We start from the raw sequence: 24,199 nt of genomic DNA, 5'->3' as shown, positions 1-24,199 counted from the left end.
GTTCTTCTCGTTTGCACCACGTACGGGCGCACTTTTTGCGACCCTTGTGAACATGACGCTGTCCATCGCACTACGCGGAGACACCGCAAGACACCCGGGCAACACACTTCCGGCCCTGCGCTCAGCCTTGCGCGCAGGGGCCGACCTGGTCAAGGTCGACGTCCATCTGACCCGTGACGACTATCCGGTGCTGGTGGACGACCGCCTGGTCGCTGCCCCCGACACCGCACCACGGCCCGTGGACGAGATGTCTCTGGCGGAGCTGGCCGCGACGCGCCGGGACGTGGAGAGTCGTGCCCCCACTCTCATGGAAGCCCTGGCCGAGTTCCGCGCCCAGGAGGTACCCCACCTGCTCGTGGAGGCCACGTCTCCCCGGGCGGCGTTGGCCGCCGACACGCTGCTGCGTGAGCGCGGGTTCGCCGATCAGCTGGTCTTCACCGGCCCCTACGAGGCCCTGGACGCCCTGCGCGGCCGGAGCGGCCGGGCGCGCCTGCTCATGCCCTGGGAACAGTCCGGGCTGCCGCCCGACGACGTCGTGCGCGCCCTGCGTCCCGATTTCCTCGGGATCCACCATTCCTTGCTCACCCGGGACCTGATCAACCAGATGCACGGGACCGGTCTCGGTGTCGCCGCGTGGGCTGCCGACGATTTCACGGAGATGGCACGGCTGGTGGGGATGGGGGTGGACGCGGTGGCCACCGACCAGGTGGGGGAACTGGTCCCCATCGCCCGTGGGAACCGGGAAGAGCCCCAGACGGAACCGGCCTGATCGGGCGTTCTCCCGTACACCCTTCTTCGGCGGGTTCTGTGGTTCCGCCCGGGCCCGCGACCGTTCGGGAACATCCTCGAGAACGTTTGCCCGTGCGGCACCGTGCGTACCCGGAACCCCGCGTCACCCTGCCCCGCGGCGCACCGAGCGAAGAGACAGCCACCCATGACCGCCGACCTGTCCCCGGACGACCTCCGAACCACCGATTCCGTGCTCGACTGCGCGGCCCGCCTGTTCGCGGAGCACGGTCCGCGCTCTCTCGCACTGCCGACACTGACCCACCGGATCGCCGAGGAGAGCGGGGCCGACCACCACACCCTGAGCCGGGCCTTCCCGACCCGCTGGGACCTGGCCCGTGCGGTGGTGCTGCGTGCCGTCCGGGAACGGGTCGAGAGCCTGCTCGCGGCCGACCGGCCCTGGGCCCCGGCCGCCGAACGGGTCTGCGCGTTCGTGCGGCACCACGTGCTGATCTCCTGGAAAAACCGGTCCGCCCTCGAGCTCGCCCGTGTTCTGCTGCCGTCCCTGCGGGCGGCCGACCCCGAGCGCTACCGCGAGATCGCCCTGCTCCACCGCGACTACCGCGACCATGTGCGCGCGATCATCGAGGACGGGGTGCGCGAGGGCGTTTTCCACGTGGACTCGGTGGAGCTCGCCACCCGTTCGGTACTCAGTACCTGCGATTCCCTGGAGTGGTACGAACCCGACGATGATCTGCGACTCGACGACCTCGCCGGTGTCTACGCCGACCTCGTCCTGCACCACCAGCTCGGCCATCCGCGCTGACCCGGCCGGGGCCGCGGAGACCGGCGCCGGGGCAGCGGCCGGCGCCGTGCGCACCGGGACCGGGGGCGGGCCGCACACCGGCTTCAACCGATGAGCTGGGCCAGGTTCACCGACTCGGCCAACGCCTCCATACCGGCATCACCGGGGTGGAGGTGGTCGCCGGAGTCGTACTCGGGCAACAAACGCCTCGGCTCCTCCGGGTCCCGCAGTACCCGGTCGAAGTCCCACACCGCGTCGAAGACCGAGTCGGGGTCGCGGCCCTGGTCACGTATCCAGGAGTTGACGTACTGCCGTCCCCTCTCCACCTCATCGGTGCACCGCAGTTCACCCCTGCACGGCCCCAGCGTCGCCACGAACACGCGCATCCCGTGCTCACGTGCCCGGTGACCCACCGCGTTCAGACCCTCCACGACCTCCGCGGGGCCCGTGCCCCACCGCAGATCGTTGATCCCGGCCCACACCACCAGTGTCTCGGCACCGGCCTGGGAGTAGGCGTCCCTGGGGGCCCGGTGCGTCAGAGCCACACCCGTGGAGTTCCTGGAGACGCCCTCGCCCGGGTACCCGTCGCTCACCACGTGGTTGCCGCCGATCCCCGCGTTGACCACACCGGGGTTGGGCACCCCTTCCTGCGCGGCCAGCCGACGGCTGAGCGCGTCGGGCCAGCGGGCGTGCGCGTCGCGGGTGGTACGTACGCCGTCCGTGATGGAGTCGCCCAGCGTGACGATCGCCCCAGGGCCTTCCATCACCTCCACGCCGGTCAGGAACGGCCACTGGTACAGGCGCTCGGTGAAGGGGGCGCCCGAGGTGTCCCGGGTCCGGTCTCCCCCGCCCGCGACCGTGGCGTAGTTGGTGTCGACGGCCGCGTAGTGCACCGGTGCCGACGAGACCTCCTCGGGCAGATACAGACTCACGGCGATGTCGCTGTGCGGGGGCAAGGTGATCTCGACCGGGTCGCTGAAGACCTGCCCGCCCGCGGGGACGGCGGTCTCGCTCTCACCCCCGAACTCGAGCGGGACCGTGGCTCCCCGCACGCCGGCGCCCTCGTCGCGCAGGGCGATGGAGGCCGCGCCGATCCGCACCGACTCGTGGGCGAAGGTGTTCGCCAGCCGGATACGGACGTTGCTGCCGCCGGTCGTGGTACGCGCTGCCAGACGCACCGTCTGGTCCTCCCACGGGCCGACCTCGACGTAACTGGAGGTCGAGCGGCCCCACGTGGCCGTCCACGGGTGATCGGCGGACCGCCCTCCCATCGCGAAGACGTGCATGCGGGCGGACTCGTCGTGTACCCGCGGCAGGACCACGTGGGCGACCTCGCGGTCGGGGTCGACCGGGACCGTGCGGGCGTACATGCGCACCGCGCCGATCTGGCTGGGTTCTTCCTGGTCCTCGGCGTTGGCGTAGGGCAGGTTGAGCGCGGCATCGCCGGCCGGTCCCTCGTTCCAGTCGGGGACCTCGACGTCGAAGGTGTCCTCGCTCCGGTCGGTGTAGACGATGCGGCCCCGCCCCTGTGCACCGGTGGGCGCACCGTCGGTGCGGGTGGCGGTGGTCAGGAAGGTCATGCTGCTGTAGAGGTCCCCGGGGACCGAGACCCGCTGCCCGTCGGAGATCAGGTGGTCGGGCCGTCCGGGACCGTAGTCGGGCAGTCGCATCTGCGTACCCAGCACGGTGACCGGGACCCCCGGACGCCATCCGGCCGCAGCCAGGGCCTCGGCGGGGAAACTGTTGCCCTCACCGTCGAAGTCACCGGTGGGTGCGCCCACACGGGAGATACCGAACTCGTCGAGGTGCTCCTCGAAGGGGTGGGAGCGGGGCATCGGCGCTTCAGCCACCTCCGCCGGGTTCTGCGTCCCGCTGTCACGGGTGGCCACGACGAGCAGCCCGACCACGAGCACGAGAACGAGCGCCCCCGTCAGGATCCTGGTGGGAGGGTGCTCCCACATCCGTCGCCACGTACCGGCCCGTACCGGCCCGCGTGCCTCGCCGCCGTTCACCAATCACTTCCCCCGGCTCTCGGGTCCTCCACACATGTGTCGGACGGCCTCGGCGGACCGGAAGTTGCCGAGAGATGCAACACCTCGCCCGTCGGCCGTTCCCCGTCGCGAGCGCCCCGCCGTCGGTGCTCGCGACGGTCCGCCCGGGCTCCGCCGTGTTCCCGGACGGCCGGGCACGGGTGGAGCGGGCTCCCGCGGGAAGGGGTCCACAGCTGCATCCAGCCCTCCACCTCGAACGCTCCCGGCCGTCACCGTCCCGCTGCTGTCCGTCCCCGCCGATGATCGTGGGTGCCCGCCGGGTCCCGCCCGGACGGCCACCGGTCGGACACGGACCGGTACGGCGACGAAGTGTGGGGGATCGTGCCCACGCGGAAGGGCGTTCCGACCGCGTCGGGCGGCACAGGGAGATTGCCGCGTTCCACCGGACCGGGGTGCACCGGTCCGTTCCCGTTCACGGCATCGGCCCGGGGACCGGCACAGTCGCGGTCTCTGTGGCTGTACGGTGGCGCGTCTGTGCGGTGTGCCGGGCTCGGGCCCCGGCCACTCACCCGTCCACCGGAACGGGGCAGGCGGGACGGGGACGCTCCGCTCCCCGAAGAGGGTACGCCACAATCACCCAGGACCGACAAGTCGCCCATTGCGGGGAACGAAGCACTACCGGCCCGGGCCCGTACCCGGACATCTCCGGCGTGGATTCAACGTGGCCACCCAGCCGGAGCACGGGCCTCGGTGTACCGGACGGAACAGAAAGCACAACAATTCGACCGCTCCCGCGGAGGTCCGATTCCGCACAGACGCCACCGAAGGGCACGGAAAAGACGCACCCGAAAAACACGAACAAGGCACCGAAGTTCTCAGCTTCGGAGGGTTTCGCCTGTTCAAGGGGGTAGGCCGGGCGGGGCTCGAACCCGCGACCCAAGGATTATGAGTCCTCTGCTCTGACCGACTGAGCTACCGGCCCGCCGTGGAAGGCGAAGTCATCCTAACAGGGTGCGTCCGGCGTTCCCCGCCGTAAATCCGTTGTGGAGAGACGGCACCCGGAGCTCGGCACGCCCTTGTCCGGACCTCGGTCCCGGCCCGCGCGCGACTGCGGTCTAGGGTGGTGAAGTGCGGCGCGCGCCTGGCCTGACCCCAGCGGGACGGCACCCGACGCCGCGTCGAACCCGTTGGTAACATCTCGGGTCGCACAACGTCGTCAGGAGATCCACTTCATGTCCAAAGCACCCGTCAACGTCACCGTCACCGGCGCCGCCGGCCAGATCGGCTACGCCCTGCTCTTCCGGATCGCTTCCGGTCAGCTCCTCGGCGCCGACACCCCGGTGAAGCTGCGCCTGCTGGAGATCCCGCAGGCGGTCAAGGCCGCCGAGGGCACCGCGATGGAGCTGGACGACTGCGCCTTCCCCCTGCTGCAGGGCATCGACATCTTCGACGACGCCGGCCAGGCCTTCCAGGGCGCCAACGTGGGTCTTCTCGTGGGTGCGCGCCCCCGCGGCAAGGGCATGGAGCGCGGTGACCTGCTCGAGGCCAACGGCGGCATCTTCAAGCCCCAGGGCGAGGCCATCAACGCCGGAGCAGCGGACGACATCCGCGTGCTGGCCGTGGGCAACCCCGCCAACACCAACGCCCTCATCACGCAGAACCATGCCCCCGACGTCCCGGCCGAGCGCTTCAACGCCATGACCCGCCTGGACCACAACCGCGCGCTGACCCAGCTCGCCAAGAAGCTGAACGTGTCGATCAACGACATCAAGAAGCTCACGATCTGGGGCAACCACTCCGCCACCCAGTACCCCGACATCTTCCACGCCGAGGTCGGTGGCAAGAACGCCGCCAAGGCCGTCAACGACCAGGCCTGGATCGAGGACGACTTCATCCCGACCGTCGCCAAGCGCGGCGCCGCGATCATCGAGGCCCGGGGCGCCTCCTCGGCCGCCTCCGCCGCCAACGCCGCCATCGACCACGTCCACGACTGGGTCAACGGCACCCCCGAGGGCGACTGGACCTCCGCGGCCGTCCCGTCCGACGGTTCCTACGGAGTGCCCGAGGGCCTCATCTCCTCCTTCCCGGCCGTGTCCAGGAACGGCGCGTGGGAGATCGTGCAGGGACTGGAGATCGACGAGTTCTCCCGCGGGCGCATCGACGCCTCCGTCCGGGAGCTCTCCGAGGAGCGCGACACCGTCCGCGGACTCGGCCTGGTCAAGTGACCGGCAGGTAGGCGGAACACGCACGAGCGCACCGCAGTGGGCACGTCCTCGGCAGGGGACGTGCCCACTGTCGTCCCCGACCGCGTCACGAAGTGGGTGCTGGAGCAGGCAGTATGGAATACGTGAGTCTCATTGATGCGCTTCCGGCCGAACCAGAACCCGATTCCCTCTACGAGGCGTTCGCCCTGTGGGCCGAGGAGCGGGGCCTCACCCTCTATCCCCACCAGGAAGAGGCCCTCATCGAGGTCGTCTCCGAGGCCAACGTCATCCTGAACACCCCGACCGGCTCGGGCAAGAGCATGGTCGCCACCGGCGCCCTGTTCGCCGCGCTGGCCCGGGACGAGTGCGCTTTCTACACCGCCCCCATCAAAGCGCTGGTCTCGGAGAAGTTCTTCGACCTGTGCAAGATCTTCGGTACCGAGAACGTCGGCATGATGACCGGCGACGCCAGCGTCAACGCCGATGCGCCCATCGTGTGCTGCACGGCGGAGGTCCTGGCCCAGATCGCCCTGGCCGAGGGCAAGGACGCCGACATCAACACCGTCGTCATGGACGAGTTCCACTTCTACGCCGAGCCCGACCGCGGCTGGGCGTGGCAGGTGCCGCTGTTGGAGATGCCACAGGCGCAGTTCCTCCTGATGTCGGCCACGCTCGGCGACGTGAGCCGGTTCGAGGAGGACCTCACAGCGCGGACCGGGCGTTCGACCGCGGTGGTCTCCTCCGCGGAGCGCCCCGTACCGCTGTACTACGACTACCGGGCCACCCCGCTGCACGAGACACTCGAGGACCTGCTGGGAAACGGCGAGGCCCCGGTCTACATCGTGCACTTCACCCAGGCACAGGCGGTCGAACGCGCCCAGTCGCTGACCAGCATCAACATGTGCACCAAGGAGGAGAAGGCGAGGATCGCCGAGGAGATCGGCGCCTTCCGCTTCACCACGAAGTTCGGGCGCAACCTGTCGCGGTACGTGCGCCACGGCATCGGGGTGCACCACGCGGGCATGCTGCCCAAGTACCGCCGTCTGGTGGAACGCCTGGCCCAGGCGGGTCTGCTCAAGGTCATCTGCGGCACCGACACCCTCGGTGTGGGCGTGAACGTACCCATCCGCACCGTGCTGTTCACAGCGCTGAGCAAGTACGACGGCGTGCGGGTGCGGCGGCTGCGGGCGCGTGAGTTCCACCAGATCGCCGGGCGCGCGGGCCGGGCCGGCTACGACACCGTCGGCAACGTGGTCGTCCAGGCGCCCGAGCACGTCATCGAGAACGAGAAGGCGCTGGCCAAGGCGGGCGACGACACGAAGAAGCGCCGCAAGGTCGTGCGTAAGAAGGCACCGGACGGCTTCGTGGCCTGGGACGAGGCGACCTTCGGCAAACTCGTGGAGGCCGAGCCCGAGCCGCTGAACTCCCGGTTCAAGGTCAGCAACGCGATGCTGCTCAGTGTCATCGCCCGCCCCGGCAACTGCTTCACCGCGATGAAGCACCTGCTCACCCAGAACCACGACGACCGCAAGACACAGCGCCGCCACATCAGCGAGGCGATCGCGATCTACCGGTCGCTGCTGGACGGCGGCATCGTGGAGACGTTGGAGGAACCGGACGAGCTGGGCCGCACCGCACGCCTGACCGTGGACCTGCAGGCCGACTTCGCGCTCAACCAACCGTTGTCGACCTTTGCACTGGCCGCCCTGGAGCTGCTGGACGCGCAGTCCCCGACCTACGCCCTGGACGTGCTCAGCGTCGTGGAGTCCACCCTCGACGACCCCCGCAAGATCCTGGGCGCCCAGCTCAACAAGGCCCGGGGCGAAGAGGTCGCGCGGATGAAGGCCGACGGCATCGAGTACGAGGAGCGCATGGAGCGGTTGGAGGAGGTCGAGTACCCCAAGCCGCTCGTGGAGCTGTTGGACCATGCCTACGAGGTCTACCGCCAGGGGCACCCGTGGGTGGGTGACCACCCGCTCCAGCCCAAGTCGGTGGTGCGCGACATGTTCGAGCGGGCGATGACCTTCACCGAGTACGTGGGCCACTACGACCTGGCGCGCTCGGAGGGCCTGGTGCTGCGCTACCTGGCCGGGGCGTACAAGGCTCTGAACCAGACCGTGCCCGACGACGCCAAGACCGAGGAACTGCGCGACCTCATCGAGTGGTTGGGCGAACTGGTGCGCCAGGTCGACTCCAGCTTGCTCGACGAGTGGGAGCAGCTCACCAACCCCGACCCCGAGGCGGCCGACGAGTCGGAAGGGGGCGAGGAGCCGGAGGATCGGGTGCGTCCGGTGACCGCCAACACCCGGGCCTTCCGCATCATGGTGCGCAACGACATGTTCCGCCGGGTGGAGCTGGCCGCCCGCGGCGCCCACACGGAGCTGAGCAAGCTCGAGCCCGAGGGCGAGTGGGACGCCGAGGACTGGGAAGAGGCGCTGGACGCCTACTTCGAGGACCACGACGTCATCGGTATCGGCCCGGACGCGCGCGGTCCGGGCCTGCTCCGGATCGAGGAGGGCGAGGGCGTGTGGAAGGTCCGCCAGACCCTGGCCGATCCCGAGGGCCACCACGACTGGGGCATCGACGCCGAGGTGGACCTGGCTGCCTCCGACGCCGAGGGCCGTGCGGTCGTGCGGGTACTGGACCTCAACCGGCTGTGAGAGTGCTGCGGGGTGCGGCCGGGACGTGGGCCCGGCCCGCACCCCGCGCGTGTGCGTTCCCCTCGTCGGTGGTCAGCCCGTGCCCAGCAGGTGGGCATTGGCTGCGCGCACGCCCCCGGCCAGATCGGGACGTTCGATGACGGTGCGGCCGGCCGCACGCAGGCGTTCGGCGCCCTCGCAGTCGACGAACAGTTCCGGCTCCCTCCAGGCGAAGACCACCCGTGGCAGGGGTGTGGCCAGGATCAGGGTGCTGCACGCGCGGGGGCGTGAGGAACGGGAACTGCACGGCTCCAGCGAGGAGTAGATCGTGGCCCCGGCCAGGTGTGGATCCTCCGGCCGGATCCCGCGCAGAGCCGCCTCCTCGGCGTGGTCGTGCGGGTCGTCCCGGCGCGAGTACCCCTGCCCGAGCACCGTGCCGCCGGCGGCGACCACGACAGCGCCCACGGAGAAAGCGGTCCTCGAGGGCGGGCAGTGCCCGGAGAGTTCGACGGTGTACCGCAGCCAGAACGCGTCTGCTTCGCCTCTGCGGGGGACGGGTCCCGCTCGATCACTCAATTCTGTGCCTTCAAGCAGTAGCGCAGTACGGCGATGTCGCCCAGGGAACGGGTATCGACCAGGCTCATGGGCGCGTCGGGATTGTAGGGGTAGGCGCCCGGCATGACGAAGTTCGGGGCCCCCTCGTCCCCGATGAAGAAGGGCGCCACGGCCAGACGCAGTTCGTCGGCCAGGCCGGAGGTCAGGAACATCGTGTGCACGTGGCCCCCGCCCTCCACGACGAGCCGTTCGACCCCGCGGGCGGCCAGGTCGGCCAGGATCGCCCCGACGGTCGGCGGGTCCCCGGCGTCGACCACCTCGGCCGGCGGGTCCTGGGAGGGGCGGGCGGCCAGGCGTTCCTTCGCCGAGGAGACGCCGTCACCTCCTGTGTAGACCACGGCCCCCGCGTCACCGGTGGAGAACAGGCGCGCCCCGGGGTCGATGTCACCGGTGCGGGTGATCACGGCCTTGACGAGGTGTTCGGTGCGTCCCTGGTCTCGGCGGCGCTCGCGCCAGAGCTGCGAGCGCACGAGCAGACGCGGGTCGTCGGCGCGCACGGTCCCGGCACCGACGAGGATCGCGTCGCAGCCGGCGCGGAGTTCGTCGATCTCGGCGAAGTCGGCCTCGTTGGACAGGCGCAGCCGCTCGGGTGTGGTGTCGTCGATGCGGCCGTCGACCGAAGCCGCACAGCTCAGGATGGTGTAGGGACGCTCCATACCACCAGGCTAGCGGGGCCGTGAGCGCCCCGGCGCACACGTGGTCCCGTGTGGCGCGGCCCCGTTCCCGGGAAGTTTTTCGGAACCGTCCACCTTCTCTTCTCGTGCACACCGGGCCCATTACCAGCGACTCCGCGGCAAAAAACGAGCAATTGCTTTACGTCGAGTATTTTCCTGTTCCTGGCATCGGGCACCGGAAATCGGACTCCGGGGCTCCGAGGGGATGCTCCCCTCCCCTCGGAGCCCCGCCCCTCGCCTCGCTCGAGCCCCTGCCACCCCAGTGTTCGCAGGCACACCGGAGGAGAAACCACCCATAAGGGACATTCAACTTATACGCCTTGACGCATCAGAGGCACACCCAACACAGACGGGAAAACACGCCACGGACAGAGGTTCGCATGATTTCCCTCAACAATCTTTCCTCTTGTGTTAACAACCTCGACCACGATGAATATAATCCAGTGGTCGAACATGTTTCCCCACCTCATGACAAGAGGACGGCGATGCCTCGTTTCACCTCTCCCGATTTCCTGAAGCCGACCGGGGGAACACACGCACGGGCCGAACCACCGCCCATGGTGGACCTGAGCCGTCCCACGCCGGCCCGGCTCACGTCCTTCCACCTCGGGGGCAAGGACCACTTCGACGTCGACCGCGACCTGGCCCTGCGTGCCGACAGGGCCGCACACGGCTTCAAGGACCTCGTCCTGGGTGAGCGGGCCTTCCTCCAGCGCGCAGTGCGCCATCTGGCCCAGGACCACGGCATCGAGCAGTTCCTGCAGCTCGGCTCCGGCCTGCCCACGCCCGGCGACCCCCATCAGATCGCCCGCGAGGTGCTCCCCGGCGCCCGTGTCCTCTACGTCAGCGACGACCCCGCCGTGGTCGCCCACAACCGGGCCATGCTCACCGACGGCGAGACCACCACCGTGGTGCACGGCTCCCCCGCCCGTCCCGAGGAACTGCTGCACGAGCCGGAACTGCGCCGGTTCCTCGACCTGGACCGTCCCGTGGGCCTGTTGCTGGCCGGCGCCCTGTCCCACGTGCACGACAGGGACGACCCCGCCCGCTGCACCGCGGTACTGCGCCAGGCCCTGCCCCCCGGCAGTCGTCTGGCCCTGAGCCACTTCTGCCGTCCCGATCCCGGCACGTATCCACGCGACGCCCTGCGCGCGCAACAGCTCGAACGCACCTTCCTCGACCAACTCGGCTCCGGCCGCTGGCGCACACGCGCCGAGATCGAGGGGTTCTTCGAGGGCTGGCAACTGAACGAGCCCGGACTCATCGACGTCCAGTACTGGCGGCCGCTGCCCTCCACCCCGCCGGTATACGGCAGTTACCAGATGCCCGCGCGCAACCGCCGCCTCCTCCTCGGCGGTCTCGCGTCGGTCTGAACCGCGCACGCCCGCACCGCCCCGGCAACAGCCAGGGCCGGACGCGGGTGGGGCGTGTGCGCTCCCGGGCACGCCTGCGCACCGGGGCAGTTCGAGGAACGCTCCCGGACACGCCCAGCGCCCGGGACACTCCCGAGCCGCCGGGGATCCGCTGCGCCCCGGCGGGTCCACAGTGTTCGCGGGAACACGAAGAACGAGGGCCCTCCCCCACGGGAAGGACCCTCGTTCGCACTGCTCCCACAACTGGACTCGAACCAGTAACCTATCGGTTAACAGCCGATTGCTCTGCCGATTGAGCTATGTGGGACTGCTGCGCCCTTGCCGGACCCCAGTGGCCCGCCCGGACTGCTCCCAGCCTATCGCCTTTCCGGGGTTTTCGCGACGCCGCTTCCGACGCCGACCCGGACAACTCCAGGGCGAGGACCTCACGGCAACCCGTTCGGCCCCCTCGAGCGCTCCCACAACTGGACTCGAACCAGTAACCTATCGGTTAACAGCCGATTGCTCTGCCGATTGAGCTATGTGGGATCACAAGGTTCGCCCGACCACTCTCCTGCGGCCTCGGCGACGCCTCCAGTTTAGCGTGTTCGCGGAGTGCTCGTGACGGTGTCCGTCCGTGTGCCCCCCGACACGAGCGGGTAACGTCGGGCACAGATCACGCCCATCGCCGCCGAGGCCTGTAAAGAGGGACCCATGCGTTACCGGATCACATTCGCCGCCGGACTCGCCATCGGATACGTCCTGGGTGCGAAGGCGGGCAGGGCACGCTACGACCAGCTCGCCCGTACCGCGCGCAAGGTCGCCGACAACCCGGCCGTCCAGGAGGCCGCCGGAGTGGTCGGGGCCCAGGTCAGCAACGCGGGCCGTACCGTCTACGACAAGGCGGTCGAGCGCATGCCGGTCACGTCCGTGCGCGACTTCCTGGCCCGCCCCACCGACGAGGAGCTCGACCTCGTCCGTTGGGAGTCCCACATGGCCAACGGTTCCGCCCCCGGCGGGGACCCCGGCCGGGGTGAGGACCGCGAGGGCCGGGCCGAGTAGTGGCCCTGTTCAAGCGGGGGATCCCCGACTCCGTCCGCTCCCGGCTCGGTCGGGGCGAGCGTGTGCTCGCGCACGCGCCCGTGGCCACCGAAGCCGGGGGCGACCGGGCCCTCACCGCCACCACCGAGGCCCTGCACCTTCCCGGCGGCCGCCGTGTCCCCTGGTCCGACATCGACCAGGCCCGGTGGAGCACCGGCGCGATGACCTTCGTGGAGGAGGGCGCGGGAAACCACAGCATCCCCCTGCGTTCCCCCGAGTCCCCCGAAGGCGCCGTCGACTACCGGCGGCTGGCCGAGACCGTCTCCGAACGAGTGACCTCCACGATCCTGGTCAACCGGTTCGTCCCCTACCCGGACGGGAACGCGGACTCCGGGTTCCGCCTCGTGGCCCGGCGCAGCCCCGGCGGAACGGACGTGCACTGGCGGGTCCACCTGGGTGAGGGCATGGACTCGGCCGACCCCCGCCTCACCGACGCCGTCTCGCGTGCTCTGGCGTCCCTGCGCGAACAGATGGGGGTGTGAGGCGCTCCCGGCCCCACACCCGCGGTGGGACAGCGCTCAGCGCGCGTCGAGCCCCCGTGCGAGCACCTGTGCCAGGTGCAGGGAGCCGCGCCCGGTCCCCTGTTCGATCTGGGTCCGGCAGCTGTAACCGTCGGCCAGCACGAGGGTGTCCGGTTCGGCCTCGCGTACACGCGGCAACAGCTCGCGTTCACCGATGGCGCTGGAGACCTCGTAGTGGCCCTCGGTGAACCCGAAGTCGCCGGCCAGTCCGCAGCAGCCCGAGTCCAGGACCTCCCCGTCCACACCCGCGCGTGCGATGAGGTCGCGGTCGTCGTCGAAACCCATCACCGCGTGCTGGTGGCAGTGCACCTGCGCCAGCGCCGAGGCCGGGACCCGCGGCGGCTGCCAGTCGGGGGCGTGCCGGTTGAGGAACGAGGCCAGGGTGTGCACCGAGGCCGCCACCTCCTTGCTCTCCGGGCCGGGCAGCAGCTCCAGGAGGTCGTGCTTGAGCGCAGCAGTGCAGCTGGGCTCCAGCCCCACCACAGGCACACCCTCGGCGACGAACGGCGCCAGCGCGGCGACAGCACGCCGCATGACGGTACGCGCCACGTCCAGTTGACCGGTGGAGACCCACGTCAGGCCGCAGCACACCTGGCCCTGGGGCAGCACCACGCTGAAACCGGCGTCCTCCAGCACCCGCACCGCCGCGGCGGGAACCTGCGGGTGCATGTAGTTGCCGAAGGTGTCGGGCCACAGCACCACCCGCGGTCCTTCCGGACGCCCGTGCCCCTTGGCCTCGCGGCGTCGGAACGCCCGGGTGAAGGAGGTGCGGGCGAACGCGGGGAGGTCGCGTTCGCCCGCCACCCCGGCCGCCTTCTTGGCCAGGGTCGAGAGCCCGGGCAGGCGTGCGGCGCGGTTGATCTCGGCGGGCGCGGCCGAAGCCAGGCGGGCCCAGACCGGCAGCCATCCCATGGAGTAGTGCGCGGGCGGACGCACCCGGCCCCGGTAGTGCTGGTGCAGGAACTCGGCCTTGTAGGAGGCCATGTCCACGTTGACCGGACAGTCGCTCAGGCAGCCCTTGCAGGACAGGCACAGGTCCAGGCTCTCGCGCACCTCCTCCGAACGCCAGCCGTCGGCGATCAGCTCGCCGTTGGCCATTTCGTACAGCAGGTGGGCGCGGCCTCGGGTGGAGTGCTTCTCGTCCTGGGTCACCTGGTAGCTGGGGCACATGACCCCGGGCCCGTCCTGGCGGCGGCACTTCCCGATCCCCGTGCACCGGCGCAGGGCCGCCCCGAAGTCGCCCCCGTCCTCGGGGTAGGCCATGGTGACGTCGTCCAGCAGCGGCAGGTGCGGGCGGTTGCCGGCAGAGACGCGGATGTCCTCGTCCATCGGGAGCGGGTCGACGATGATGCCGGGGTTCATCAGACCGTCCGGGTCGAAGGCGCGCTTGAACTCCCCGAAGGCACGCACGAGCGAGGCCGGGTACATGCGTTCCAGCAGTTCGGAGCGGACCTGGCCGTCGCCGTGCTCACCCGAGAGCGATCCCCCGTGCGCGACGACGGTCTCGGCGGCCTCCTCCATGAAGGCCCGGTACCCGCGGCGGCCCTCCTCGGTCTCGAGCTCGAAGTCGATACGCACGTGCAGGCAACCGTCGCCGAAGTGGCCGTAGACGACGCCGAACCGGCCGTGGCGTTCCATGAGGGCCTCGAAGTCGCGCAGGTACCCGCCGAGGTTCTCCGGAGGGACTGCGGCGTCCTCCCACCCCGACCAGGCGTCGCGGCCGTCGGGGGTCCGCTGGGTGATTCCTGCGCCCTCCTCGCGGATGCGCCACAGGGCCTTCTGGTGCCCGGGGTCGGTCACCACCGCCGAGTCCTGGGGACGGGAGTGCTCAGGCAGGGCGGCGAGCATCCGTTCGGCCGCGGCGGTGGCCTCGTCCGGGTCGGCGCCGGCGACCTCGAGCAGCATCCACGCCCCGCCCTCGGGCAGCGGCACCCGCGCGGAGGCGCCGTGGCGGTCCAGTGCGGCCACCATGCGGTGGTTGATGCCCTCGACCGTGAGCGGGCCGTGCTCCAGCAACGCCGGGACCGCGTCGGCGGCCGCGGGGGCGTCGGGGTAACCGACCACCGCCAGTGCCCTGGCCGGGGGCGATTCCACCAGCTGCACAGTCGCTCCGAGCACGAACACACACGTGCCCTCCGTACCGACCAGTGCGGCGGCCAGGTCGCGTCCCTTCTCCGGCAGCAGGCGGTCCAGGGCGTATCCGGAGACCCTGCGCCGGAACTGGGGCATGTCGGTGCGCATCTCGGCGCGGTGGCGTTCCACGAGCGAGGACAGGGCCGCATAGACCTTGCCCTCGCGCCCGGGACGGCGGGCGAGCTCGGCGAAGTCCTCGTCGGTGTCGCTGGAACCGACCGTCATGCGGGTGCCGTCGGCCAGCAACACGTCCAGGGCGACGATGTTGTCCGCGGTGGTGCCCCAGGCCACCGAGTGCGAGCCGCACGCGTTGTTGCCGACCATGCCGCCGATGGTGCAGCGGCTGTGTGTGGAGGGGTCGGGCGCGAAGGTGAGACCGTGGGCTGCGGTGGCCCTGCGCAGGTCGTCGAGGATCACCCCGGGCTGCACGGTGGCGGTACGGGCGCCGGGGTCGATCTCCTCGATGGCACGCAGGTGGCGGGAGGTGTCCACGACCACGCCGGTGCCGATGGCGTTGCCGGCGATCGAGGTACCGCCGCCGCGGGGCACCACCGGGGTCCCGTGCTCGGCACAGGTGCGTACGGCCTCCACGCAGTCCTCCACGGTCTCGGGCAGGACCACGGCCAGGGGGACGCGGCGGTAGTTGGAGGCGTCGGAGGTGTACAGGGCACGGGTTCCGGGATCGAAGGAGACGGTCCCCTGCACCCGTGTCTCCAGGGCGTGCCGCAGTTCGGCGACGCTCGAACGGGAGGTCATGCTCAGCGAGTCGGCCATGGTCCACAGCGTGACGGGCGTGGTCAGGGCGCCGCAACCCCGCCGCGCCCCGCATCCGGGGCGCCTGGCGGGTCAGTCGCGCAGGGATTCGTCCATGGTGCGGACGAGCTCGCCCCCGGGGTCCATGTCCAGGCTCCAGACCATGAGGCCGCCCAGGTCCTCCTCGCGCACGTACTCGCCCTTGAGGGCGACCACGTCCGTGTTGTCGTAGGTCCACCACTCGTCACCGTCGTGGACCCAATAGGCGCCGGCCTCCTCGTCGAAGCGGCTCCGCCCGTCCAGTTCCTCGAGTTCGGAGAAGGCCTCGGTGGGGCCGTCGTAGGCGTCCGCGGCCGGGCCCTCCGCCTGTTGTCCCGGCCCGGCGCCGGCCTGCTCGACCCCCTGCCAGCCGCGGCCGAACGCGGGCAGGCCCAGGACCAGGCTCCCGGGGTCGGCGCCCATGTCCAGGTAGCGCCGCACGGCGGCGTCGGCGCTGTTGGCGTCCGGGGCGTGTTCGGGCGCGTACAGGTTGGAGTGGAACCCGGTGGTTGCGCTCCAGGGGCCGGAGAAGTCGTACCCCTGGACCGTGGCGAAGTCGATCAGGTCGAAGAGCTCACCGTCGTAGGCCTGGGAGTGCTCCTCCCCCGCCGGCAGCGACACCGAGAGTGTGTAGTCCCGCCCGGTCTGCGCGGAGAGTCCGTCGAGCTGCTCGCGGAACTCGGCCACCAGCAGCGTGAAGTTCGCGGCGTCGTCGGGGTGTACGACGTTGTCCTCGTGCCCCTGCCCGCCCGGCCATTCCCAGTCCAGGTCGATGCCGTCGAAGACCCCGCGTGCCACTCCGGGCCCGCCCTGGGGTTCGTCCCCGTACTCGGGCAGGTCGCCGCGCAGCCACAGGTCCAGGCACGAGGAGACGAAGGCCGCGCGCGAGTCGGGGGTGCGGGCGGCGTCGGAGAAGTGCGTGGACCAGTTCCACCCGCCCAGGGACAGGCTCGCCCCCAGGTGCGGGTGGCGTTCGCGCAGCAGGCGCAGCTGGTTCAGGCTCCCGGCGAGGCCCTGTTCGTAGGTGTCGGCCTGTCCGTCCACACTCTCGCCGGCCTCGTAGCGGCGCTGGTAGAGCTCCCAGGGCTGGTCGTGGTTGTCCTCGGGAACATGGCACGTGCCTTCGGGGCTGATGTCGCCGAACGCCCACATGAGGCGGGTCAGGTGTTCTGCGGCGCCGTTGTCCTCGAGGTCCTTGACGGTGAAGTCCCGGTTGGCGACGTTCCAATCGGCGAAGTACCCGAGGCGCTCGGGTTCGCGGTCGTCGTTGAGGAGCAGGTACCCGGTGATCAGCAGGACCGCGGCGGCGGCCGCGCCCAGGGCGAGGAGGGTCCGCCGTCCCGCACGGGGCGGCCGGGGCGGCTGAGGGGTGGCGTTCACCCTCACGACCGTAGGGGTAGAAGCCGTCGGGCGTCCTGCGTCCTGCCCGCGTCGGCCACATGAGGACGATCGGCCCGCGCGGGAACCCGGGAGGGTCCTCGTACGTTCCCGGCCCCGCTCCCGGGCTCAGTCCCCGTGCAGGAAGTCGCGCAGGGGCCCGGCACGGGAGGGGTGGCGCAGTTTGGCCAGGGTCTTGGCCTCGATCTGGCGGATGCGTTCGCGGGTCACCCCGAATTCGCACCCCACCTCCTCCAGAGTGCGCGGTCTTCCGTCGACCATGCCGAAGCGCAACCGGATGACCCGCTGTTCTCGGTCCGAGAGGTCGCCCAGGAGGCTGAACAGGCGTTCCTTCAGCAGGGTGAAGGCGGCCGCTTCCATCGGCATGATCGCGTCGGAGTCCTCGATGAACTCTCCGAAGTCGGACTCCTCCTCCCCGACGGGGGTGTGCAGGGAGAGCGGTTCGCGGGCGATGCGCTGGATCTCCAGGATCCGTTGGCCGGCGTGGCCCGTGGCCGAGGACAGCTCCTCGGTGGTGGGTTCGCGGCCCAGCTGCTGGTGGAGCTGGTGCTGCAGGCGCACCAGGCGGTTGATGGTCTCGACCATGTGCACGGGGATACGGATGGTGCGGGCCTGGTCGGCGATGGCGCGGGTGATGGCCTGCCGGATCCACCACGTGGCGTAGGTGGAGAACTTGAAGCCCTTGGTGTGGTCGAACTTCTCCACCCCGCGGATGAGGCCGAGGTTGCCTTCCTGGATGAGGTCCAGGAACAGGATCCCGCGCCCCGTGTAACGCTTGGCGATGGAGACGACCAGGCGGAGGTTGGCCTCGATGAGCCGGCGTTTGGCGCGGTGGCCCTCGTCCACGAGGACGTCGAGCTCCTCGGCGGTGCGGCCGGGCCCCGGGTGGCAGCGGGAGGCGTAGAGACCGGCCTCGACGGCCTTGGCCAGAGCGACCTCGTCCTCTGCGCTCAGCAGCGGGACGCGGCCGATCTCACGGAGGTAGAGGCGTACCAGGTCCGAGCCGCTGCGCCCGCTGGTGTCCGGTGGCGCTTCGGCCTCCTCGGCATCGGTGATCCGGATCCCCGCGCGGATGAGGTGGACCACCGCACGGTCCAGGGCCCGCGAGGAGGAGCCCAGGCGCTCCAGGGCTCCGGCGACCTCGTCGCGCGTGACCGTCCTCTGGCCTTCGCCGGGTAGCGCCCTGAGTACCTTCCGGACGGGGGGCATTTCCTGAGCCACAACTGGGGAAACCACACCTACATTATGCCCGGAACCACCCCGAAAAAGGGAGGCTCATTATTGTCACCTTCGCGCTACCCCCCTGCGGCCAACTCCTCCTGCAAACTGCGTTTCTGCTGGCCAAGGGCGAGAAGCTCCGCGAAAACGCGGTTGTGCTCCTCGGGCTGGGCAACCGCGTCGATACGGGCGAGCTTCGATTTCAGGTTTACTTCACGCCGGTTGATGGAATGGGTCCTGATTGTGCCGAGAATTTGCCGCGCTGAATGGTCGTCGAGTTCTCCGTAGAACTCCAGGGGTTCGGCCGTCAGGTTCTCGAGGAGCTTGCGCTGCGCATCGCCGGGCGCACCGTCGCGCAACCGGTGGATCCACCCCTGGGGGTCCTGGGCGGCGGCCCCGACACCGCCGTGCCGTTCGATGAGGCCCAGGAGCTCGCGGTGCTGGGGGACGGTGAAGTCCTCCTCGGTGAACCGGTCGAAGCCGTGGGCCAGGTTCGGGTACTTCAGGACCAGTTTGAAGGCCTGGCGTTCGCGCTGGACCGACGGGTCGTCGGGGTTGTAGGGGGCCCGCTCGTCGGCCTCCGGTACGTGCACCGGGCGGCGTGCCCGGTCCCGGTCGTTCCCGGGTCCGCGGCGACGCATGTGCTGGTTGACACGCTGCAGGACGTAGCCCTCGTCCATGAGGCCGATCCAGCGGTCGAGGTTCTTTCCCCAGCCCCTGCGCACCCCTTCGTTCCGGATGCTCGCGACGACGGGGGCCGCCGCCTCGAGCGCGGCCATGCGGCTCTCAGGGGTCTCGAGGTCGTAGTTGTCGATGACGTCCTTGATCTTGAACTCGTACATGGGCACGGCGTTCTCGACCAGGTCGGTGATCGACCGCGCCCCCTGTTGCAGCCAGAGGTCGCCGGGGTCGAGCCCGTCGGGCTGGATGGCCACGTACGTCTCCGAGGAGAAGGCGTGCTCCTCGGAGAACGCACGGGCCGCGGCCTTCTGGCCCGCCTTGTCGCCGTCGAAGGTGAAGACGACCTTGCCGCCCTGGTTGGAGCGGCCCAGGAGCATCCGGCGCAGGATCTTGACGTGGTCCTCGCCGAAGGAGGTCCCGCAGGTGGCGATCGCGGTGTTCTCCCCCGCCAGATGGCAGGCCATCACGTCGGTGTAACCCTCGACGACGATCGCCTTGCCCTCGCGGGAGATGTGGCGCTTGGCGAGGTCGAGCCCGTAGAGGATGCGCCCCTTGTGGAAGATGGGGCTCTCCGGGGAGTTGAGGTACTTGGGACCGTCCTCGTCGGGGTTCAGTTTGCGCGCGCCGAAGCCGACGACCTCGCCGGTGACCTCCCTGATGGGCCAGAGCACCCGGTTGCGGAACCGGTCGTAGGCCCCGCGCCGCCCCTGGCTGGCGAGTCCGCCCTCCACGAGTTCCTGGTCGCTGAAACCCTTGCGGCGCAGGTGGCCGACCAGGTTCTCCCAGCCGGGAGGGGCGTAGCCGAGTCCGAAGTGTTCGGCGTGGGACCCCGCGAACCCGCGGTCGTCGAGGAAACGCCGTGCGACGACGCCCTCGGCCGAGCGGAAGAGGTGGTGGGCGTAGAACTCGGCGGCCGCCTTGTGTGCATCCAGTAGCCGTTGCCGCTTGTTCTCGTCGCGCCGGGTGCTGCGTCCCTCGGAGGACTCGTAACGCAGCTGGATGCCGCTCTGGCGAGCCAGTGATTCGACGGCCTCGGTGAAGCTGAGGCTGTCGATCTGCTGCACGAAGGAGATGACGTCCCCGCCTTCGGAACAACCGAAGCAGTACCAGAGGTTTTTGGAAGGGGTGACGTTGAAGGAGGGCGACTTCTCGTCGTGGAAGGGGCACAGCCCCTTGAGCGATCCGCCCCCCGCGTTGCGCAACTGGAGGTACTCACCGACCACGTCGGCGATGGGGGCGCGCTCACGCACCAGTGCGATGTCTTCGTCCTTGATCCTTCCGGCCACGGTCTCAGGGTAGTTCTCCCGGAGGACGCTCGTGCCGCCCGCCCGTTCCCGACGGCCGGGCGGCACCCCTGCGGCTGCGCCGAGCCGAGGTCATTCCCGGGAACGTTCCGGTGAGCGGTCTCTCCCCCACCGGCGCTTCGTGGAAGCCACGGTGGCGCCGGCCGAGTGCGCTCGGCGCTTGTTGTGGACGTCGAAGGCGACTGCCAGAAGCAGCACCAGTCCCTTGATGAGTTGCTGCCAGTCCACGCCGAGACCGATGAGGGACATGCCGTTGTTGAGTACGCCCATGACCAGGGCGCCGATGACGGCTCCCACGACGGTGCCCACGCCTCCCCCGGCGGACGCCCCGCCGATGAAGGCCGCGGCGATCGCGTCGAGCTCGAACATGGTGCCGGCCCCTGGGGTGGCGGAGTTGAGCCGGGCCGTGAAGACCAGTCCCGCCAGGGCGGAGAGTGCTCCCATGTTGACGAAGACCCAGAACGTGGTGCGCTGCGTGGCGATCCCGGACAGGGCGGCGGCCTGTTCGCTGCCGCCGACCGCGTAGACACGGCGCCCGGTGGTGGTCGAGCGCATGAGGAACGCGTACCCGACGATGAGGGCGAGGAGTACGAGCCCGACCAGGGGCAGACCGTTGTAACCCGCGAGCACGTGGGCGAAGACCATGATCACCACGACGTGGGCGGCCGATACACCCACGGCCGCGGCCACGGGTGTGGTCGGCAGACCGTGGCGGCGCGAGCGGGCACGTTGCCGCCACTGGATCCACACGAGCGCGGCCGCGCCGGCCGCGCCGAGCGCGAGCGTGGGCAGGTGCAGCCCCAGGGCCTCGGGACCGGGAAGGAAACCGCTGGCCATGGTGCGCAAGGACTCCGGGAGCGGGGCGATGGACTCCCCTCCCAGCACTGCCAGGGTCGCCCCGCGGAAGACGAGCATCCCCGCCAGGGTGACGATGAAGGCGGGCACCCGCACGTAGGCGACCCAGAACCCCTGCCAGGCGCCGATGAGCGCACCGACGAGCAGGGCCAGGGGCACCACGACCGGGGTCGGCAGGCCCCAGGAGGTCAGCATCACCGCCGAGACAGCGCCGGTGAAGGCCACGACCGACCCGACGGACAGGTCGATGTGTCCGGTGATGATGACCAGCATCATCCCGATCGCGAGGATCAGGATGTAGGAGTTCTGCATGATCAGGTTGGTGATGTTGAGCGGGGTGAGAAGCAGTCCGCCGGTCAGGATCTCGAACAGCACCACGATCACCACCAGGGCGATGACCATTCCGTACTGGCGCGCGTTGTCGCGGATCAGGTTGCCCGCGGCAGCGGGAAGGCGGGACAGGCGTGTGAAGGGGTTCACGCGGTTTCCCCCGTTCCGGTCATCAGTCTCATGAGGGTCTCCTGGTCGGCCGCCTCACCGGGTACTTCTCCGGTGATGCGGCCCTCGCACATCGTGTAGACGCGGTCGCTCATGCCGAGTACCTCGGGCAGTTCGGAGGAGATGAGCAGGACACAGGCGCCCGCCTCGGCGAGCCCGCGCACGATGAGGTAGATCTCGTACTTGGCCCCGACGTCGATGCCACGGGTGGGTTCGTCGAGGATCAACAGGTCGGGCCGGGTGAACATCCACTTGCCGAGCACGACCTTCTGCTGGTTCCCTCCGCTGAGGGTGCGCACCACCTGGGTGGGACCGTGGCTGCGCAGACGCATGTCGTCGGTGGTCTCCCGTGTCTCGACCGCCTCCCGGCCGGGGTCGAGGACCCCGCGGGTGGAGATGCGGCCGAGAGCGGCCAGGGAGGTGTTGTGGCGCACGTCGTCGTCGAGGACCAGGCCCAGGCCCTTGCGGTCCTCGGGGACGTAGGCGAGCCCTTCGGCCACGGCCCGGGCCACGGTGGAGGTGTCGATCTCGCGGCCGTCCTTGTACACACCCCCACTCACCCGGCGGCCGTAGGAGCGGCCGAAGAGGCTCATGGCCAGTTCCGTACGACCGGCGCCCATGAGACCCGCCAGGCCCACGACCTCGCCGCCGCGTACGGTCAGGCCGGCGCCGTCGACCATGCGCCGTCCCGCCTGGGCGGGGTGGTCGACGGTCCAGTCACGGACCTCGAACCGGACCTCGCCGATGGTGCCGGTCCGGTCGGGGTAGCGCTGGTCGAGTTCGCGTCCGACCATGCCGCGGATGATGCGGTCCTCCTCGACGGAGGGTGTGCCGTCGGGGGCGCGTTCGACGGGGACCGTCTCGACGGTGCGGCCGTCGCGCAGCACGGTGATCTCGTCGCTGACCTGCATGACCTCGCCGAGTTTGTGTGAGATGAGGATGCAGGCCACACCCTGGTCCCGTAGTTCGGTGAGCAGGCCGAGCAGCCGGGCGCTCTCGGCCTCGTTGAGCGCGGACGTGGGTTCGTCGAGGATGAGCACCCGCACGCGTTTGGCCAGGGCCTTGGCGATCTCCACGAGCTGTTGGGCGCCGACGCTGAGCGCGGAAACGGTGGTCGTGGGGTCCTCGTCCAGGCCCACCCGTTCCAGCAGGGCCCGTGCCCGGGCGTGGGTGTCGTACCAGTCGATCACCCCGCGGCGGGCGCGTTCGTTGCCCAGGAACACGTTCTCGCTGACCGTCAGGTGCGGGACGAGCGCGAGTTCCTGGTGGATGATGGCGATCCCGGCGCGTTCGCTGTCGGCGACCCCGGTGAAGGCGGCCGGTTCCCCGCCGACGTGGATCTCGCCGGTGTAGGAACCGGCCGGGTGCACCCCGCTGAGCACTTTCATGAGGGTGGACTTGCCGGCTCCGTTCTCCCCCATGACGGCGTGCACGGTGCCGGCGCGCACGGACAGGGACACACCGTCGAGGGCGCGCACCCCGGGGAACTCCTTGCAGATGTCGCGCATGAGCAGGAGCGGGGCGGTCCCGCCCGGTCGGGCTCGGTGAGGTTCAACCATCGAGCTCGGACTCCTCGTAGTAGCCGCTCTCGACGAGGACCTCCTCGTAGTTCTCGGCATCGACCGAGACCGGTTCCAGGAGGTAGGCGGGAACGACCCGTGTGCCGTTGTCGTAGCTCTCGGTGTCGTTGACCGGTACTTCCTCGCCCTCGACGACGGCGCCGACCATGTCGACGGTCTGGTCGGCGAGTGCGCGGGTGTCCTTGAAGACGGTCTGTGTCTGTTCCCCCGCGATGATGGAGCGCACCGACGGGATCTCGGCGTCCTGCCCGGTGACCACGGGGAACGGCTGTTCCTCGGTGCCGTAGCCGACCGCGCGCAGGGACTCGATGACGCCGAGGCTGATGCCGTCGAAGGGTGAGAGGACGGCGTCGACGTCCTGGTCGGAGTAGTTGGCGCTGAGGAGGTTGTCCATGCGGGACTGTGCTACGGCGCCGTCCCAGCGCTCGGTGGCGATCTGTTCCATGGAGGTCTGGCCGCTGCTCACCTCCAGGGTCCCGTCGTCGATGTAGGGCTGCAGGACCTCCATGGCTCCGTCGTTGAAGAAGTAGGAGTTGTTGTCGTCGGGGGCGCCGCCGAAGAGCTCGATGTGGAAGGGGCCGTCCTCGTTCTCCAGGTCGAGGGCCTCCACGATGTATTCCCCTTGGAGGACACCGACCCGGTGGTTGTCGAAGGTCGCGTAGTAGTCGACGTTCGGGTTCTCCATGATGAGGCGGTCGTAGGCGATGACGGGGATGTCGTTGTCCGCGGCCATGTCGAGGACGTCGCCGAGAGCGCTGCCGTCGACGGCGGCGATGACGAGTACGTCGGCGCCGCGGGTGATCATGTTCTCGACCTGGGCGAGCTGGTCCTCGACGACGTCCTCGGCGAACTGCAGGTCGGTGCCGTAACCGTGTTCCTCGAAGCCGTCGACCATGTGGGCGCCGTCGTTGACCCAGCGTTCCCAGGACTGTGTCGGCATGGAGATGCCGACGACGCCGTTCTCGCCGTCGGGTCGTGCCGCGTCGCCGACACCGCCGCATGCGGTGAGCAGCAGGGACAGGGTGGCGACGGCGGCCGGCGCGGTGACGCGTGTGCGGTTGTGGCGGTGGCGTGACATGAGGGGGTCCTCTCGTCGGGGGGCGGTGGCCGGG

General features: G+C 70.0%; 17 protein-coding genes and 3 tRNA genes. 7 read left to right on the top strand and 13 right to left on the bottom strand.

Going from position 1 to position 24,199, the window contains the following annotated elements:
- The first annotated feature begins 52 nt into the window (after positions 1-52).
- Together D456_RS0106510 and D456_RS0106505 are read left to right on the top strand one after the other, a co-directional pair.
- A complete protein-coding gene (locus D456_RS0106510) occupies positions 53-769 on the top strand; it encodes a glycerophosphodiester phosphodiesterase (RefSeq protein WP_017575356.1) in 717 nt (238 codons plus the stop codon).
- A gap of 165 nt (positions 770-934) precedes the next feature.
- A complete protein-coding gene (locus tag D456_RS0106505; RefSeq protein WP_017575355.1) occupies positions 935-1,552 on the top strand; it encodes a TetR/AcrR family transcriptional regulator in 618 nt (205 codons plus the stop codon).
- A gap of 83 nt (positions 1,553-1,635) precedes the next feature.
- Here the strand turns inward: D456_RS0106505 and D456_RS0106500 are convergent, their stop codons facing one another.
- Together D456_RS0106500 and D456_RS0106495 are read right to left on the bottom strand one after the other, a co-directional pair.
- On the bottom strand, positions 1,636-3,492 hold the full coding sequence (locus D456_RS0106500) for a GDSL-type esterase/lipase family protein (protein WP_051049415.1): 1,857 nt from the start codon (positions 3,490-3,492) through the stop codon (positions 1,636-1,638).
- A gap of 938 nt (positions 3,493-4,430) precedes the next feature.
- Positions 4,431-4,504, bottom strand: a tRNA-Ile gene (locus D456_RS0106495).
- Between the two features lie 250 nt (positions 4,505-4,754).
- On the opposite strand from D456_RS0106495, the gene D456_RS0106490 reads away from it, so the two are divergent.
- Complete coding sequence (locus tag D456_RS0106490; RefSeq protein WP_017575353.1) at positions 4,755-5,747, top strand: malate dehydrogenase; 993 nt, start codon at positions 4,755-4,757, stop codon at positions 5,745-5,747.
- Positions 5,748-5,860: 113 nt separating this feature from the next.
- The gene (locus D456_RS0106485) at positions 5,861-8,386 is read left to right on the top strand and encodes a DEAD/DEAH box helicase (RefSeq protein WP_017575352.1); all 2,526 of its coding nucleotides are present in this window, start codon (positions 5,861-5,863) and stop codon (positions 8,384-8,386) included.
- 72 nt (positions 8,387-8,458) lie between these two features.
- On the opposite strand, the gene D456_RS0106480 is transcribed toward D456_RS0106485, so the two are convergent.
- Both D456_RS0106480 and D456_RS0106475 read right to left on the bottom strand, forming a co-directional pair.
- On the bottom strand, positions 8,459-8,941 hold the full coding sequence (locus tag D456_RS0106480; RefSeq protein WP_040698818.1) for a cytidine/deoxycytidylate deaminase family protein: 483 nt from the start codon (positions 8,939-8,941) through the stop codon (positions 8,459-8,461).
- Positions 8,938-9,636: a RibD family protein gene (locus tag D456_RS0106475; RefSeq protein WP_017575350.1), complete on the bottom strand. Its 699-nt coding sequence runs from the start codon at positions 9,634-9,636 to the stop codon at positions 8,938-8,940. The genes D456_RS0106480 and D456_RS0106475 overlap by 4 nt, the downstream gene beginning before the upstream one ends.
- Positions 9,637-10,139: 503 nt before the next feature.
- On the opposite strand from D456_RS0106475, the gene D456_RS0106470 reads away from it, so the two are divergent.
- Positions 10,140-11,027, top strand: a complete 888-nt coding sequence (locus tag D456_RS0106470) for an SAM-dependent methyltransferase (RefSeq protein WP_017575349.1) — start codon at positions 10,140-10,142, stop codon at positions 11,025-11,027.
- Between the two features lie 234 nt (positions 11,028-11,261).
- Here D456_RS0106470 and D456_RS0106465 read toward each other — a convergent pair.
- Together D456_RS0106465 and D456_RS0106460 are read right to left on the bottom strand one after the other, a co-directional pair.
- Positions 11,262-11,334: transfer RNA gene (locus D456_RS0106465), tRNA-Asn, on the bottom strand.
- A 148-nt stretch (positions 11,335-11,482) separates the two neighbouring features.
- Positions 11,483-11,555 (bottom strand) — tRNA-Asn (locus tag D456_RS0106460).
- Positions 11,556-11,720: 165 nt separating this feature from the next.
- Here D456_RS0106460 and D456_RS0106455 point away from each other — a divergent pair.
- Positions 11,721-12,068, top strand: coding sequence for a hypothetical protein (locus tag D456_RS0106455; RefSeq protein WP_017575348.1), 348 nt, complete (start codon positions 11,721-11,723; stop codon positions 12,066-12,068).
- Positions 12,068-12,589 carry a hypothetical protein gene (locus D456_RS0106450; protein WP_017575347.1) on the top strand — a complete coding sequence of 174 codons (522 nt, stop codon included), beginning with the start codon at positions 12,068-12,070 and terminating at the stop codon, positions 12,587-12,589. Before D456_RS0106455 ends, D456_RS0106450 begins: the two co-directional genes overlap by 1 nt.
- A gap of 36 nt (positions 12,590-12,625) precedes the next feature.
- Here the strand turns inward: D456_RS0106450 and D456_RS0106445 are convergent, their stop codons facing one another.
- From D456_RS0106445 to chvE, 7 genes are all read right to left on the bottom strand, one after another.
- The gene (locus D456_RS0106445; RefSeq protein WP_017575346.1) at positions 12,626-15,535 is read right to left on the bottom strand and encodes an FAD-binding and (Fe-S)-binding domain-containing protein; all 2,910 of its coding nucleotides are present in this window, start codon (positions 15,533-15,535) and stop codon (positions 12,626-12,628) included.
- 72 nt (positions 15,536-15,607) lie between these two features.
- Positions 15,608-16,933, bottom strand: coding sequence for a glycoside hydrolase family 18 protein (locus D456_RS0106440; RefSeq protein WP_017575345.1), 1,326 nt, complete (start codon positions 16,931-16,933; stop codon positions 15,608-15,610).
- 126 nt (positions 16,934-17,059) lie between these two features.
- A complete protein-coding gene (gene rpoD / locus D456_RS0106435; RefSeq protein WP_017575344.1) occupies positions 17,060-18,160 on the bottom strand; it encodes an RNA polymerase sigma factor RpoD in 1,101 nt (366 codons plus the stop codon).
- Positions 18,161-18,246: 86 nt separating this feature from the next.
- A complete protein-coding gene (gene dnaG, locus D456_RS0106430) occupies positions 18,247-20,136 on the bottom strand; it encodes a DNA primase (RefSeq protein WP_026115631.1) in 1,890 nt (629 codons plus the stop codon).
- A gap of 90 nt (positions 20,137-20,226) precedes the next feature.
- Positions 20,227-21,489, bottom strand: coding sequence for a multiple monosaccharide ABC transporter permease (mmsB, locus tag D456_RS0106425; RefSeq protein WP_017575342.1), 1,263 nt, complete (start codon positions 21,487-21,489; stop codon positions 20,227-20,229).
- Positions 21,486-23,066: a sugar ABC transporter ATP-binding protein gene (locus D456_RS0106420; RefSeq protein WP_026115630.1), complete on the bottom strand. Its 1,581-nt coding sequence runs from the start codon at positions 23,064-23,066 to the stop codon at positions 21,486-21,488. Before D456_RS0106420 ends, mmsB begins: the two co-directional genes overlap by 4 nt.
- A complete protein-coding gene (chvE, locus tag D456_RS0106415) occupies positions 23,059-24,165 on the bottom strand; it encodes a multiple monosaccharide ABC transporter substrate-binding protein (RefSeq protein WP_017575340.1) in 1,107 nt (368 codons plus the stop codon). Before chvE ends, D456_RS0106420 begins: the two co-directional genes overlap by 8 nt.
- Positions 24,166-24,199 lie beyond the last annotated feature (34 nt).

Origin of the sequence: Nocardiopsis kunsanensis DSM 44524, assembly GCF_000340965.1 — a bacterium.
GTDB lineage: Bacteria > Actinomycetota > Actinomycetes > Streptosporangiales > Streptosporangiaceae > Nocardiopsis > Nocardiopsis kunsanensis.
This window is presented reverse-complemented; position numbering and strand designations above follow the sequence as displayed.